At 62.3% G+C, this 13,906-nt stretch carries 11 protein-coding genes; 3 read left to right on the top strand and 8 right to left on the bottom strand.

Annotated elements, in window-relative coordinates; translation table 11 throughout:
- Positions 1 to 111: 111 nt before the first annotated feature.
- Together AB5Y82_RS08390 and AB5Y82_RS08385 are read right to left on the bottom strand one after the other, a co-directional pair.
- Positions 112 to 549 carry a PliI family lysozyme inhibitor of I-type lysozyme gene (locus AB5Y82_RS08390; protein ID WP_064338517.1) on the bottom strand — a complete coding sequence of 146 codons (438 nt, stop codon included), beginning with the start codon at positions 547 to 549 and terminating at the stop codon, positions 112 to 114.
- 58 nt (positions 550 to 607) lie between these two features.
- Positions 608 to 2,641: a M13 family metallopeptidase gene (locus AB5Y82_RS08385; protein ID WP_162632522.1), complete on the bottom strand. Its 2,034-nt coding sequence runs from the start codon at positions 2,639 to 2,641 to the stop codon at positions 608 to 610.
- Positions 2,642 to 2,821: 180 nt separating this feature from the next.
- Between AB5Y82_RS08385 and tilS the strand changes: the two genes are divergently transcribed.
- On the top strand, positions 2,822 to 4,180 hold the full coding sequence (tilS, locus tag AB5Y82_RS08380; RefSeq protein ID WP_111900346.1) for a tRNA lysidine(34) synthetase TilS: 1,359 nt from the start codon (positions 2,822 to 2,824) through the stop codon (positions 4,178 to 4,180).
- 88 nt (positions 4,181 to 4,268) lie between these two features.
- On the opposite strand, the gene AB5Y82_RS08375 is transcribed toward tilS, so the two are convergent.
- Positions 4,269 to 5,171, bottom strand: coding sequence for a GGDEF domain-containing protein (locus AB5Y82_RS08375; protein ID WP_005347848.1), 903 nt, complete (start codon positions 5,169 to 5,171; stop codon positions 4,269 to 4,271).
- Between the two features lie 118 nt (positions 5,172 to 5,289).
- Here AB5Y82_RS08375 and AB5Y82_RS08370 point away from each other — a divergent pair, with 118 nt between their 5' ends.
- Positions 5,290 to 7,242 carry a monovalent cation:proton antiporter family protein gene (locus AB5Y82_RS08370; RefSeq protein ID WP_005338473.1) on the top strand — a complete coding sequence of 651 codons (1,953 nt, stop codon included), beginning with the start codon at positions 5,290 to 5,292 and terminating at the stop codon, positions 7,240 to 7,242.
- Between the two features lie 28 nt (positions 7,243 to 7,270).
- Here the strand turns inward: AB5Y82_RS08370 and AB5Y82_RS08365 are convergent, their stop codons facing one another.
- The 4 genes from AB5Y82_RS08365 to AB5Y82_RS08350 all read right to left on the bottom strand — a co-directional run bounded on the left by AB5Y82_RS08365 (position 7,271) and on the right by AB5Y82_RS08350 (position 10,844).
- A complete protein-coding gene (locus tag AB5Y82_RS08365; RefSeq protein ID WP_111900347.1) occupies positions 7,271 to 8,416 on the bottom strand; it encodes a patatin-like phospholipase family protein in 1,146 nt (381 codons plus the stop codon).
- Between the two features lie 112 nt (positions 8,417 to 8,528).
- Entirely contained in the window at positions 8,529 to 9,407 is an 879-nt protein-coding gene (locus AB5Y82_RS08360; RefSeq protein WP_111900348.1) for an alpha/beta hydrolase, read from the bottom strand.
- A gap of 82 nt (positions 9,408 to 9,489) precedes the next feature.
- Positions 9,490 to 10,086, bottom strand: a complete 597-nt coding sequence (locus AB5Y82_RS08355) for a TetR/AcrR family transcriptional regulator (protein ID WP_111900349.1) — start codon at positions 10,084 to 10,086, stop codon at positions 9,490 to 9,492.
- A 113-nt stretch (positions 10,087 to 10,199) separates the two neighbouring features.
- Positions 10,200 to 10,844: a response regulator transcription factor gene (locus AB5Y82_RS08350; protein ID WP_111900350.1), complete on the bottom strand. Its 645-nt coding sequence runs from the start codon at positions 10,842 to 10,844 to the stop codon at positions 10,200 to 10,202.
- A 171-nt stretch (positions 10,845 to 11,015) separates the two neighbouring features.
- Here AB5Y82_RS08350 and AB5Y82_RS08345 point away from each other — a divergent pair, with 171 nt between their 5' ends.
- Positions 11,016 to 11,642 carry a glutathione S-transferase gene (locus tag AB5Y82_RS08345; RefSeq protein ID WP_110302672.1) on the top strand — a complete coding sequence of 209 codons (627 nt, stop codon included), beginning with the start codon at positions 11,016 to 11,018 and terminating at the stop codon, positions 11,640 to 11,642.
- A 75-nt stretch (positions 11,643 to 11,717) separates the two neighbouring features.
- On the opposite strand, the gene AB5Y82_RS08340 is transcribed toward AB5Y82_RS08345, so the two are convergent.
- A complete protein-coding gene (locus AB5Y82_RS08340; RefSeq protein ID WP_111900351.1) occupies positions 11,718 to 13,829 on the bottom strand; it encodes an alpha-amylase in 2,112 nt (703 codons plus the stop codon).
- Between the last annotated feature and the right edge of the window lie 77 nt (positions 13,830 to 13,906).

Genomic DNA, 13,906 nt, shown 5'->3' with positions numbered 1-13,906 from the left:
CGTTGAAATACAGAACCCCCGATGCAGTACATAGGGGGTTCTGAGTAGAGAAATGCTAGTTGAAAATGTGTAAACCTATTTCAGGACTAGACACAGATTCGGGGAGATGGCTTAGTCTTGTGGGCTTTTGAGCGCCTTGACCACATCCTCTTTGGGCTCCAGCTCCTTGACCTGATTGAAGATCTCCAGCTCCCCTTGCGGACTGACGGTGTAGGCATCGGCATCCTGATAGCTGCCGCTGCCAGCGCTCTCGATGATGACCACCAGTTCGGGCTGCTTGTCGCCATTCAAATCGACCAGTTTCAGCTCCCGGATAAAGCCGTTGCGAGCCATCACCTTGCCATCCTGAAACTCATCCAGTGGAAATTGGGCATTCTGACCCGAATAGAGTCGCACGTCATAGCTGCCGATGGAGGCAGGTTCACCGACCCCCTGCGCCACCCGGATCACCTGCCCGGAGGGCAGGGTCAGTTGCTTGTTAAATCCCTCTTCGGCCTGGGCGGCCAGCGGCAGGGTCAGCAGCCCTGCCATCATCAATGCTCTGTTCATCTTGCAACCTCTTGCTGTCTCTTGAGTGCGGGCTCCCGGGGAGCCCGCCCTGATGCTGTTACCAGATCTTCACCCGCTTCTGGGGCGGTAGATAGAGTTTGTCCCCCGGCTGGATGTTGAATGCCTCGTAGAAGGCGGGAATGTTCGGCACTACGCCGTTGACCCGGTACTCGGGCGGCGAGTGGGGGTCGGAGCGCAGCAGCATCTGCATCAGCTCGGGGCGATACATCCCCTTCCACACCTGCGCCCAGCCGAGGAAGAAGCGTTGTTCGCCGGTAAAGCCATCCAGCACCGGCGCCTCCTTGCCATCAAGCGACAGCTCGTAGGCCTTGTGGGCTATGGTGAGGCCGCCCAGATCGCCGATGTTCTCCCCCAGGGTGAACTGGCCGTTGACGAACTGGCCGTTGATGGGCTCGAAGCGGTTGTACTGGGCCACCAGCCGGCTGGTGCGGAAGCGGAACTCCTTGAGATCTTGCGGCGTCCACCAGTCGCGCATCATGCCGTCACCGTCGGATTTGGCCCCCTGATCATCAAAACCGTGGCCCATCTCGTGACCAATGACCCCGCCGATGGCGCCGTAGTTGACCGCATCATCCGCCGTCATGTCGAAGAAGGGGGGCTGCAAAATAGCCGCCGGGAAGACGATCTCGTTGTTGCTCGGGTTGTAGTAGGCGTTCACCGTTTGCGGCGACATGTGCCACTCGTCCCGGTCGACCGGCTTGCCGAGGCGCGTCAGGCTGTCTGCATATTCAAAGGCTTGTGAGCGTTGCAGGTTGCCCACCAGATCATCCGGTTTGATAGTGATGGCGCTGTAATCCTTCCACTTGTCGGGGTAGCCGATCTTGGGGCGGAACTTGGCCAGCTTCTCGAGTGCCTGCGCCTTGGTCTCGGGCGACATCCAGTCGAGCTCCTTGATGCTCTGGCCGTAGGCGGTGCGCAGGTTCTCCACCAGCTGCTCCATCCGCTCCTTGGCTGCTGGCGGGAAGTAGCGAGCCACATAGAGCTGGCCGACCGCTTCACCCAGATGATCGTTCAGGACCCCGAGCGCCCGCTCCCAGCTGGCGCGCTGCTTGGGCGTGCCGCTTAATGTGGTGCCGTAGAAGGCGAAGTTGGCCCGGTCGGTCTCGCTGTCGAGATAGGGGGCGTAGTCGGTCAGCAGTTGCCACTTGAGGTAGGCCTGCCAGTCGGCGATGGGGGTTTGGGCCATCACCTGATCCAGCGCGCTCAGATAGGTCGGCTGACCGATAATGAGCTCCGGCTGGCCAGCAATACCCGCGGCATTGAGATAAGCCTGCCAGTCGAGATGGGGGGCGAGCCGTGCCAGTTCGCTGGCGGGGCGCTTGTTGTAGTTCTTCTCCCGATCCCGCAGGGCGACGTTGTCCCACTGGATGGTGGCGAGCCGGGTTTCGAGGGCTAGAATCCGTTTGGCTTTGCCGCTCGGGTCAGACTCACCGAGGCGGCTCAGCATGGCGGCGATATGCTGTTGGTACTTCTGGCGCAGGGCCTGACTGTCGGGATCCTGCTTGAGGTAGTAGTCCCGATCCGGCAGCCCCAGTCCACCTTGATAGAGGTAGACCGCATAGCGGTCGGGGGACTTGGCATCGGCGTCGATCCAGATGCCGAACGGCGCGCCGCCGCCCATGCGGCCCGACTGGGCAAAGGCGCGGGCCAGCGCAGCCTGATCACCGATCCGGTCGATATCGGCCAGCGCCGGTGCCAGCGGGGTGAGCCCCTTGGCGTCACGGCCTGCCTGATCCAGATAGCTGGCGTAGAGATCGCGGATCTGCTGGGTCGGCGTGCCGGTGGCGGCCTCCTGCTTGGCCAGCCCCTCGACCAGCACCCGCACATCGGCGAGGGATTTGTCCCGCAGCATGTAGAAAGCGCCATCGGCGGGGCGATCGTCGGGGATCTTGGCGGTGGCGAGCCACTTGCCATTGACGTAGCGGAAGAAGTCATCGCCGGGTTTGACCAGGGTGTCCATATTGGCCAGCGCCAGCCCGGAGTGTTTGGGGGAGTCTTGCGGTGCCTGACTGCAGCCAGCCAGCAGTGCCAGTCCAATCAGGCCGGCCAGTAAGCTTTTCTTATTGTTCATCTTGTTTGATTCCAATTCCGATTGTTTGCTTCCCTGCCCATCTTCCTTGCTCCAACCGGTTGTGCGACCGCCTTGCGGCCAGCCTGGTGGAGAGGGCGGGCGAGCCTCACTCTAGCAGCAGGGTTGCAGCTTGATAAGCCCGACTCTGCTAAGATCGGCCGGTCCGTTTTGGGGAAGCCTATGATTTCTCATCTTTATTCTCGCTTTTGTCTGACTATGCCAGCGCCGGAAGGTTCCACCGGTCTGCTGGTGGCCTTCAGTGGCGGCCTCGACTCCACCCTGCTGCTGGTGCTGGCGGCGCAGTATGCCCGCGAGCATGGCCTGCCAGTTCGCGCCCTGCACGTGCACCACGGCCTCAGTCCCCATGCCGATGAGTGGGTCGCTCATTGTGAAGCCGTGTGTCAGCAATTGGCGGTGGAGCTGCTGGTCGAGCGGGTGACTCTGGCCCGTGGCAATGGCGAGAGTCTGGAGGCGCAGGCGCGCACCGCCCGTTACCAGTGGCTGACCGCCCGGATGCGGGAGGGGGAGTGGCTGCTCACCGCTCACCATCAGGACGATCAGCTGGAGACCCTGCTGCTGGCCCTCAAGCGCGGCGCCGGTCTGCGCGGTCTGGCGGGGATCTTGCCAAGCCAGCCCTTTGCCGGTGGCCTGTTGCTGCGCCCGCTGCTCGATATGAGTCGCGCCGAGCTGGCCGAGGCGGCGGCGAGCCTCCCCTTTGGCTGGGTGGAAGATGAGAGCAATCAGGACGTGAGCTATGACCGCAACTTTTTGCGCCAGACGCTTATCCCCCAGCTCAAGGCGCGCTGGCCCGCCATGGCCCAGACCGCGGCGCGCAGCATGGCCCTGTGCGCCGAGCAGGAGGCGCTGCTGGATGAGTTGGCCGAGAGTGACTGGCAGCTGGCGGGCGAGGGGGAGGCGCTCCATATCGGCCCGCTGCACGCCCTCTCTCCCACCCGGCGCAACAACCTGCTGCGCTACTGGATCCGCCGTCAGGGGGGGGAGATGCCATCCCGCGAGCAGCTTGCCCGGTTGTGGCAGGAGGTCGCGTTGGCGCGCGGCGATGCCAACCCCCAGCTCAACTGGGGGCGCCAGAGCTGCCGCCGTTTTCAGGATCGGCTCTATCTGGTGAGCCCTGACTTGCAACCTTGTCATCAGGTGTTGCCGATGATTGTGGGCGAGCCGCTGACCCTGCCGGATGGTTTGGGCGAGCTGGTGGTGCGCATGGCGGAGCACGGCGAGGATCTGCTGCGTTCCCCCCGAGCGGACGAGCCGCTCTCGGTGCGTTTTCAGGTAGCGCCTGGGATCCCCCTCAAACCGGTGGGGCGAAGCGGTAGTCGGCGGATGAAGAAGCTGCTGCAAGAGTATGGTGTTCCCTCGTGGCAACGGGGACGCATTCCCATCCTCTACTATGGCGAGCAGGTGGCGGCGGTGGTGGGGCTCTTTGTCTGCGACGGTTTTATGGCACAGAGTGCCGGGCTGGTTTGCCACTGGCAGGGAAACGGTGCCGCCCCCATCCTGCCCGAGCAGGATCTTGCATGAGGTGATCTCGGTGTGAGGGAGGATTAGCCCCAAAAAAGAAGCTCCGGTCACATGGCGCGCATGTGCCGGAGCAAAGAAGAGTTCGCGATTATTCGTTAGGGCTGGCCTTGCCGGCTTTTTTGCGGGCGTAGAGGTGACTGTCGGCCGCCTCGTAGAGGCTCGGCACATCGACCCCGGATTGCCAGCTGGCGGCGCCAAGGCTGCATCCGACCGAGAAGGTGCTGAGCTCCTTGTTGGTCATCAACATATGCTGCAGTCGCAGCCAGACCGGGCGCCACGCCTCGGGTTCGGCCGGTTGCAGCAGCAGGGCAAATTCATCTCCCCCGAGCCGGAAGGCTTGATCCGTACTGCGGATGCACCCCTTGAGCAGCTGGGCGAAGCGGCTCAGCACCAGATCCCCCACCGGATGACCCCAGGTGTCATTGATCTGCTTGAAGCGATCGAGATCCAGCAGCACCAGCACCAGACCGTGGGGCTCGCGGCTGTGCTGCTCGATGGCGCGACCGATGGCCTCGTCAAAGTAGGAGCGGTTGCCAAGGCCGGTCAGGTGATCGAGCCGGACCAGCTGATCCAGTTTTTCCAGCCGCAGATAGAGGGGGAGCAGCAGGCAGAGCAGCTGATGGTATTGCATCAGTACCCGTTGCTGACTGCCGCTCAGCGGATGTTCCAGCTCGTAGTGGAGCTGGCCGAGCAGCTGGCCATGCTGACCGCGCAGCTCGAACGGATAGTTGTGCAGGTTGAGGGTGGCCAGCGGCGGGTGCTGGATCAGCACATGGGGCTGGCCACAATCGAGGTAGAGACCGTGGATCCTGACAATTCTTGCCGCACGATCGGCAAAAGTTGTCAGCAGACCGCCGAGATCGCTCTGCCCCAACAACTGCTCGAGCAACTGGTTGCGTTCAACGCTGGGCAACGGCGTGAGCCGCTCCATCTGGCGAACCCACTGCTCGATGCCATGGCTAAAGCCATTAAGTGACGACGTATTTTCCATGGTCTTCCACCTGTAACACCTGACTACTGTCTCCTCCCTGCAATTGGCATGCCCAATATATCTTTCCTGCCCACCAGATCGGCTGACTAAGCTTAAGTCGATAAAAGGAGAGGAAAATTTGTACACCGACCTGTTGATCCTGCTGTTCGCCGCCGTCCTGCTGGTGGCAACTTTCCGGCGCCTCGGCTTGCCGGTGATCCTTGCCTACCTGATTGCCGGCGTCTTGCTCGGCCCCCACGGGCTGGCGGTGATCACCGGCCAGTCGATCATGCAGACCATTGCCGAGCTGGGGATCGTCTTTCTGATGTTCTCGCTGGGGTTGGAGTTCTCCCTGCCGAAACTACTGGCGATGCGGCGATTGGTGTTGGGGGTCGGGATGTTGCAGGTGCTGCTCACGTCACTGCTTTTCTTCGCCATCGGCTGGTGGTGGGGGCTGGGTCTGGCCCAGTCGCTGGTGGTGGCGGGGACGCTGGCGCTCTCCTCGACGGCTGTGGTGATCAAGCAGCTCGGCGAGCAGAAGCAGCTCCATACCCGCCGCGCCCAGCTGGGGGTGAGCGTGCTGCTGTTTCAGGATCTGGCGGTGGTGCCCCTGCTGGTGATGATCCCGATCCTCGCCCAGCCGGAAGTGCAGGGGAGCGCCCTGGCCGCCGAGATCGCCTGGGCCACCCTCAAGGGGCTGTTTGCTCTCTTCACTCTGCTGGCGGTGGGCAAGTGGTTGCTGCCGCTGCTGTTTCACGAGGTGGCGCGAGCCCGCTCCGACGAGTTGTTCGTGCTGAGTGCCCTGCTGGTGGCGCTGCTGGCTGCCTACATGACCCATTCGCTGGGGTTGTCGATGGCGCTGGGGGCGTTTCTGGCGGGGATGATGCTGGGGGAGTCCCACTACCGTCATCAGCTTGAGGTAGACATCAAGCCCTTTCGCGACGTGCTGATGGGGCTCTTCTTTATCACCATCGGCATGGCCATGGAGTGGGAGCTGGTGGCGCGGGCATGGTGGCAGGTACTGATCTGCGTGGTGCTGCTGGTGCTGTGCAAATCCCTGCTGGTGCTGCTGGCCGGGCGGCTGATGGGGGAGCGAAAGCGCGACAGCATGGCCGCCGGCATCATGCTCAGTCAGGTGGGGGAGTTCGGCTTCGTGTTGCTGGCACTGGCACTGCACCACGGCCTGCTGGATCAGCAACTGGTCTCCCTGCTGATCGGCATCGGCATCATCTCCATCGCCATGACCCCCTGGCTGGTGACCCAGGCCCATTCGCTGGCTCGCAGTCTGACCGATCCGGCGCTGCTGACCCGCTCCGAAGTCGCCCAGTCGGGCCTGAGCAAAAACCAGCACGTCATCATTGCCGGGTTTGGCCGGGCGGGGCAGACCTGTGCCCGCTTTCTCAAGATCGAGGAGATCCCCTTCCTGGCCCTAGACCTCGACCCCGAGCGGGTGAGCGAGGCCAAGCTGGCAGGGGAGCAGGTGGCCTTCGGCGATGCCAGTCGCCGCGATATTCTGCTGGCCGCCGGTCTGTTGCGGGCACGGCTGGTGATCATCACCTTCGATGACCGCAAGCGGGTTGAGGCGATGCTGGCACTGATCCGCGAACTGGCGGGGGATCTCAAGGTGCTGGTGCGCACCCGGGATGACAGCTTTCTGGAGCAGTACAAGCAGGCGGGGGCTTTCGAGGTGATTCCCGAATCCCAAGAGGGTGCCCTGATGCTGGTCTCCCACCTGCTGCTCAACTGCGATATCCCAATTGGCCGGGTGATCCGTCGGATGGAGCTGGAGCGCAGCAGCCAGTATCGCTTCCTGCACGGCTTCTACTGGGGGGATCAGAGTGCCAGCAATCTGGAGGCAGATCAGCTGCTTGAACGCCTCCATCCGCTGTTGCTGCACGATCAGGCGTGGGCGGTAGGCCGTGAAGTGCGCGAGCTGCCGCTTGATGAGGTGCGGATCAAGGAGGTGCAGCGCGGCGATCAGAGTCTGGAGCCCAGACCCGAGCTGGTGCTGGCGGCTGGCGATCGGCTGATCCTGTTTGGTACCGTGGTGGCGATGGAGCAGGCGGAGCAGCGTTTGCTGGAGGGGCGCTGAGTCCCCTTGCACTCATCGGCCGCCCCCTTTATTCCCGCTCTTTTGGTAGCCCTTCGATATCGAGGAAGGCGACGACGCGCTCCCGCTCCCTCAGAGTGTCCTGATAGCCCAGCTTGATCAGATGCTGGCAATAACCTGGATAGAACATCAGAAAGCTCGCCAGACTGCTGGTCTCATCCCCCTTCACGCCCAACACCCGCAATAGCCGGCGCAACTTTAGCGGCAGTTTGCGCAGGTAGGCCAGTGCGATGGTGTCGAGATCCTGACTCGGTTTCAGCACGCAGGTCTCCACCCGTTTCAGCTTGAGGCGATTGCGCTCCCGCTCCGGGATCAGATCCAGAGTCTGGTTGATGCGCCACAGCCGCTCCAGATCGGAGTTGAGGGTGTCGGTAAAGACCGTATCGAGCAGATGGCTGGCAATATTGGAGCTGGTGAGATGGCCGTGATGATGGGTCGGTGCCGAGTGCGCTGGCGGATCCAGGGTGATCAGCAGGATCCGCTCCGCCCCCAGATGGATGGCGGGGCTGAGCGGGCTCAGCTGGTGGATGGAACCGTCGCCGTAGAACTTCTCGCCGATCCGGGTGGCCGGAAAGACAAAGGGCAACGCCGAGGAGGCGAGCAGGTGCTCCGATGTAAGCACGGTGCGCACCCCGCGACGTCTGGCCCGCTCCCACGGATGGTGGTCAGCCCGCCCCTGAAAGAAGGTGGTGGAGAGACCGTCGTCGTAATCCGACGCCGTGATGGCCAGCGCCTCCAGACTGCCGTAGAGGATGTTGTCATCAATGCGGTGATAGTCGATGAGCTGATCCAGCAGGCGGTGCAGCGGCGCGTTGTCAAAGAGGTGAAAGGCGTGGTTGGTGTGGGGATTGATCAGCCCCGCCGACCCCTCGTACATCAGCCGCCACAGCAGGCGCCCCGGGTGAAAATCGAAGATGTGGTGAGTCTCGAAGCGGCGCCAGACCCACTCCAGCTTGCGTACTCCCAGATGGAAACAGGAGGCGTAGCAGGCCAGTGCGGTGACATTGATAGCCCCCGCCGAGGTGCCACACAGGATGGGAAAAGGGATGCCGAGATTGCGCGGGTAGAGCTCCGCAATCGCCTTGAGGGCGCCGACCTGATAGGCGGCGCGAGCACCGCCACCGGTGAGCAACAACGCTGTATTGGGTCTGGCCATATGCTGGCGCCTTATCGTGTGCTGACAAGAATGTTCCCACTGACAAATTAACTATAAGGCGCTGTATCAAATATAAAAACGGGCGCTTGCCCGTTTTTTTCATGGCCCCATGTCAAAGGGCGCGGTGAGGATTTTCCGGCCGCGCCAGCTGATCGAAGGCGGCGAATACCGGGGCGCTTGCGAGGATGCGACCGTGGCCCAGACCCCGGGTGCTCACCAGCCGGGTATGACCATCCTGACTGGCCCGCAAGGAATCGCCGTGCGGGGCAAATCTGTCCTCCTCGTCGTGTACTATCATCGCCGCGCCGCTGCGACTGGCGAGTCGGCCCAGCGGATCAACCGTGCTCAAGGGGTGCTGGTACTCCTGCTCAATCTCCTTGACCACCGCATCGAACAACCGGATGGAGTAGCCGGAGCGCGCCACCATGCCGTAGAGCTGGGGCACATAGTCGAGCACCGGCGAAATCAACAGCAGCGGCAGGGTATCGATACCCGGCTGACGGCTGGAGAGGGTGACGGCGCCCCCCATGCTGTGGGCGATGACCCCGTGCAGCGGACCTGCTTCGCTGGCCAGCTTGGTCGCCAGCTCGTCGAAGGCGCGTACGAAACGGGGCAGGTGGCCTGTGTTGCCTGCGCTCTGGCCGTGGGCCGGATGATCGTAGGCAATGGCGGTGAAACCCTGCGCGGCGATATGGCTCATCAGCGGATAGAACTGGCTGGCGCTGCCGGACCAGCCGTGCATCAGCAGCCACAGCGGCCCCTGACCGAGCCGATAGCTCATCAATACCCCTTCGCTGGTATGGACGGCCTGCTTCACCAGACCGGCAGGTTCGTGGCCATCCCGCTGATTGCGCTGGGGGGTGAGCAGCAACTTGCTGGCGGTACGCTTGGCATGGGTGGGGGCGAGTCTGTGGTGCAACCGGGTGCCTATCCCCAGCAGCCATTTGCTCGGGCTGAAGCGGCGGGTGTTGAAGTAGATCTTGCTGCTCATGGTCATCCTGTGGTTTTTATGTGCGAACGGTCGTGCTTTTTTGTTGGTTTTTAAAAATTAGTGTTGAACGGATGCCAAAACATCAGCGCCAGCTGCTCAGCAGAGCGTCCACTTCGGGCCAGAAGTGGTGGGCCGGATCCTGACACAGTTCGAGATTGTTGAACACCTGATCCGCCAGATAGAGGCCATAGAGGCGATAAACGGCGCGCCAGGGATCCATCTCCTGTCGCCACTCGCCTGCGGCCTGACCCTGTACCACCTGACGGGCCAGATAGTCGAGCCAGAAGCGCACCAGTTGCCGGGCGGCTTGCTGCACGGGGCTCTTTTGCTCATGGCCATCCTGCACCGAGGTCCAGGCGTCGAGGAACATGCAGCGTCCGGCGAAGCAGTGGTTCCAAGCCTGCCAGGCACGCAGAAGGGCGATCAGCTTGTCGTGCTGGCTCTGGTGCTCCTGCTGGCGTACCGGCTGGATCACCCGCAGCCGGAAGACCTCGGCGGCGTACTCCAGCACGGCGATCTGCAGATTGTCGCGGGATTGAAAGTGGGCAAACAGGCCGCTTTTGGACATTTCGCAGGCGCTGGCCAGCGAGCCGATGGTCAGGCTCTCCAGCCCTTGCTGGCTCGCTTGCTCAAAGGCAGTCTGCAAAATGTTTTCCCGGGTCAGGCGCCCCTTGCTCATCACTCTCTCCTCGTTGGCGCTGGCAGCATAAAGTACGATCGTGCTAATTGTCGAGCAACAAATAGCCAGCATGGCTGGCTATGTCGTCTCGCGCGTGTCACTGCGCGCGGGGTTCAGCTCTCCTTGATATCGAGCTGTTGCAGGGCGATAACCGCCTGAGTGCGGTTCTTGACGCCCAGTTTTCTGAAGATGGCGGTGATATGTGCCTTGATGGTGGCCTCGGAGACGTTGAGCTCCCAGGCGATCTGCTTGTTGAGGCTGCCATCGCGCAGCATGATCAGCACCTTGTATTGCTGGGGGGTGAGGCTGGCCAGCTTGCTGGCGAAATCGGGGCCGTCTTCCGATTCAGGATGGAGCGAGATGCCTTCCGGCACCCAGTTATCCCCCCCGATCACCGTATTGAGGGCATTGACCAGCTCCTTCATCGGCACCGACTTGGGAATGAAGCCGAGCGCCCCGAGCCGCAGCACCTGCTGGATGATGGCCGCATCTTCCGAGGCGGAGACCACCACGATGGGCAGGTCGTGATACTGGCCGCGCAGGTGGGCCAGCCCCTCTAAGCCGTTGGCCCCCGGCATCTTGAGATCGAGCAACAACAGGTCAACTTCGGGGTGCTCGCCGAGCAGGCTGGTCAGGCTGTCGATGGAGTCCGCTTCCAGCAATTGAGCGTCGTTGATGGCCATGTGCACCGCTTGGTAAAGGGCGCCCCGAAACAGGGGGTGGTCATCTGCGATGACGATGGTAAATTGGCTGTCCATATTTCGGTTAATGGCTCACATTGTTGCTAACTGATTGTTTTGAAAAATCAAACTAGCATCGCTCACCAAGAGGGTCAAACCCGCCGGTGCGCAAATGTGAAGCGACCATCGGATGTTTTGCCATCAAGGGCAGACAGGGCGGTCGCAGGCAACTCATGCAGGAGGCAACAGATGGGTTCCTTGGTATTGGCGGTGGGCACCGGCTCCACCTGGGCGATGCGGGCGGCACTGGTGCTCGCCATGAGCGGACGGACGTGGCAGGAGCAGGTATTCGATCTGGAGGATGCCAAGTCGCTGGCGCGGCTCAAGCGGCTGGCCCCGGCCGGTCTGGTGCCCTGGCTCGAACACGATGGCTTGCGGGTTCACGACTCGCTGGCCATCGCCGAATATGTTCACGAGCTCTGTCCCGAGCGCCAGCTCTATCCCGTTTCGCTGGCCGAGCGGGCACTGGCTCGCAGCCTCTGCGCCGAGTTGCACGCCGGATTTCGGCAGATCCGTTCTCTGCTCCCCTTCTTTCTTGGGGCGCCAACCCGTATCGATCCCCCGGTGGAGGCGGTCGGTGAGCTGGCCCGTTTGCAGGAGATCTGGTCGCAGGCGCGGGGCCCCTTCTACTTTGGCGAGGCGGGCATTGTCGATACCTTCTATGCGGTGATGGCCTATCGACTGGCCAGCTACGGCATCCTGTTGCCCGGTCAGGCCGGATCTTATCAGCAGGCGCTGCTGGCCTGGCCTCTGTGGCAGGAGACCCTGCTCAAGGCGCGGTTGCAGTGGCCGGTGGCGGCGCGCCAGTCACAGTGAGCCTTGGCAGATAGATAAACGAGAGAGGGGAGCCAGTGGCTCCCCTCTCTGTTGCTGGTATATATGGCCCAAGAGTTACTTCTGCCGACCGGCAAAGACCACCACCACCTTGTCATCCCCCTTCTCCCGCACGAAGGCGTAGGGGGCATCCGAGAGTTTCTGGTGGCTGCCTGCCGCAATGGCCGGATGGGCGGCGCGGAACTGGCCCAGTTGCTGCCAGTGCTTGACCAGCTCAGCCTTGTCTCCGCTAGCCAGATCCTGCCAGTTCATATCCGAGCGCAGCGCCTGATCGAACACCCCGCCATCCTTGGCCAGCCCGCGGCCGGACTCGTCGCCGTAGTAGAGCTGGATGCCGCCCGGCAGCAGCATAAAGCTGTTGGCGACCCGGCGCTGTAGCGGCACATCCTGATAGTCGCCAAAGAACAGCTTGGTGTCGTGGGAGCTGATGTAGCTCAACACGTTGAACTCGGGATCCTGATTGATGCGGCTGGCGTAGCTGGCATAGGTGGGCTCGGCGCTGGCCATGCACTGGGCCTGTGACAGTGCGAACTCGCGCTGATAGTCGAAGTTGATCAGGGAATCGAAACCGTTCTGATACCAGAAATCCTTGGCGACCCCGTGATCCCACACCTCACCCACCATGTAGAAGGGCAGAGCGTCGAGGGCCTTGTCCGGGTTGGCGGCTTTCCACTCCTTGAGTGCAGCGGTGCCCGCCTGCTTGAGCTTGGCCCACACCTCGGGCTCCAGATGCTTGACGGTGTCGGCGCGGAAGCCGTCGATGCCAAAGCGGCGCACCCAGTCGGTGTGCCAGTCGATCAGGTAGTCACTTACGGTGGCGTTGGGCAGCGCCTTGGCCTTGGTATCTTTTTTCGCCGCCAGCAATGGCGGCAGCCCTACCGGTTTGGCCGATTCGGTCAGAAAGTCCGGCAGCCCCGCCACCGAACCGGTCACATCGTCGGTGCCGGGCTGCGGGTAGCCGGGCAGACCGGCGCGCACCCAGTCACCACTCCACCACTTGTTCCACGCGGGTGATTGATAGTCGATGAACTGGTTGTAACCATGCCAATTGAGGCCACCGCTCGGGCGCCACTGGTTCCAGACGGTCGGCAGTTTGCTGCTGTTCTGAGTTAGCTCGGTGAGCCCCAGATCTTGCAGATCGGCGAGGGTGGCGTAACCAGCGTGGTTCATCACCACGTCGAGGATGATCCGCATGCCGCGCTTGTGGGCCTCGTCCACCAGGGTTTTCAGGCTCTCTTCATCTCCGTAGTTGGGGTCAATCTTGGTGAAGTCGAGCGCCCAATATCCGTGGTAGGCGTAGAAAGGGAAGTTGCCCTGCTCGCCACCGCCAATGAAGCCGTGAACCTGCTCCACCATGGGGGTGATCCAGATGGCGTTCATGCCGAGGCTCTTGATGTAGTCGAGCTTCTCGGTCAGCCCCTTGAAGTCACCGCCGTGCCAGGTGGCTACCTCATCCTGACCATCCTTCTGGCGGCCGAAGCTGTGGTCGTTGGCGGGGTCGCCGTTGTTGAAGCGGTCGGTCAGCAGGAAATAGACGCTCGCCTGATCCCAGCTAAATGGTGCTGGCTTGGCTGCTTTGACCGGCTCGAGCAGCAGCAGGCCGCCACTCTCTTTGCTCGGGGTCAGGGTCAGCTTGCCCTGTTTGACCACCGCCTCCTGTTTCGAGTAGGCATCCCGCAGTCGGGTGCCGTCGGGCCAGACCCCTTTGAGCGACACCGTGACCGGGCCGCCATCCCAGCTGATGCAGGGCTCTTGTGGTGGCTGGCGTTTGAATTCGCTCTTCTTGGTCGCCCGCAGCACCTTGAGGCTGGGGGTATCCGGGTTGAAGCTGAACTGATACTCCCCGGCCAGCATCACCCGCAGGGTAAAGCTTTGATCCTTGCTGCATTTGTCCATGGGCTGGGCGGTGCCGAAGGGGAGTGGCTTGCTCTCGCTCGGGCCAAAGCTGGTGCCGCAACTGTTGCCTGCGTCGCTGATGCGGATCTGGTGGCTCCCCTTGGCAAGGGGATGGGTCAGCTCCACCGTGCCCTTGTCCAGCGCGATCGGGGCCGCTACCGGTTGACCATCCACATAGAGGCGAACCTCGGGGGCGGCCATCGCCTGTTGGGTGAACAGAGGGACGGCCAGCAGGGCGAGCCAGAGAGGGGATAAGTAATGAGCACGACGCATAAGCCATTCCTTGAGCAGGGCAGTTCGGACAAGGGCCCATTCTAGGAGCAGCAAAGCGCGCCTTGGATCGGCAAAAT

Origin of the sequence: Aeromonas sp. s13, assembly GCF_040907905.1 — a bacterium.
GTDB classification, from domain to species: domain Bacteria; phylum Pseudomonadota; class Gammaproteobacteria; order Enterobacterales; family Aeromonadaceae; genus Aeromonas; species Aeromonas veronii.
Note: the sequence above shows the minus strand (reverse complement) of the source record. Positions and strands in the feature narration are given on the sequence as shown.

Excerpts from the sequence above, each read along its gene's own strand:
- AB5Y82_RS08390 (WP_064338517.1), bottom strand. The coding sequence starts at position 549 with ATGAACAGAGCATTGATGATGGCAGGGCTGCTGACCCTGCCGCTGGCC.
- AB5Y82_RS08385 (WP_162632522.1), bottom strand. The coding sequence starts at position 2,641 with ATGAACAATAAGAAAAGCTTACTGGCCGGCCTGATTGGACTGGCACTG.
- tilS (WP_111900346.1), top strand. The coding sequence starts at position 2,822 with ATGATTTCTCATCTTTATTCTCGCTTTTGTCTGACTATGCCAGCGCCG.
- AB5Y82_RS08375 (WP_005347848.1), bottom strand. The coding sequence starts at position 5,171 with ATGGAAAATACGTCGTCACTTAATGGCTTTAGCCATGGCATCGAGCAG.
- AB5Y82_RS08365 (WP_111900347.1), bottom strand. The coding sequence starts at position 8,416 with ATGGCCAGACCCAATACAGCGTTGTTGCTCACCGGTGGCGGTGCTCGC.
- AB5Y82_RS08360 (WP_111900348.1), bottom strand. The coding sequence starts at position 9,407 with ATGAGCAGCAAGATCTACTTCAACACCCGCCGCTTCAGCCCGAGCAAA.
- AB5Y82_RS08355 (WP_111900349.1), bottom strand. The coding sequence starts at position 10,086 with ATGAGCAAGGGGCGCCTGACCCGGGAAAACATTTTGCAGACTGCCTTT.
- AB5Y82_RS08350 (WP_111900350.1), bottom strand. The coding sequence starts at position 10,844 with ATGGACAGCCAATTTACCATCGTCATCGCAGATGACCACCCCCTGTTT.
- AB5Y82_RS08345 (WP_110302672.1), top strand. The coding sequence starts at position 11,016 with ATGGGTTCCTTGGTATTGGCGGTGGGCACCGGCTCCACCTGGGCGATG.
- AB5Y82_RS08340 (WP_111900351.1), bottom strand. The coding sequence starts at position 13,829 with ATGCGTCGTGCTCATTACTTATCCCCTCTCTGGCTCGCCCTGCTGGCC.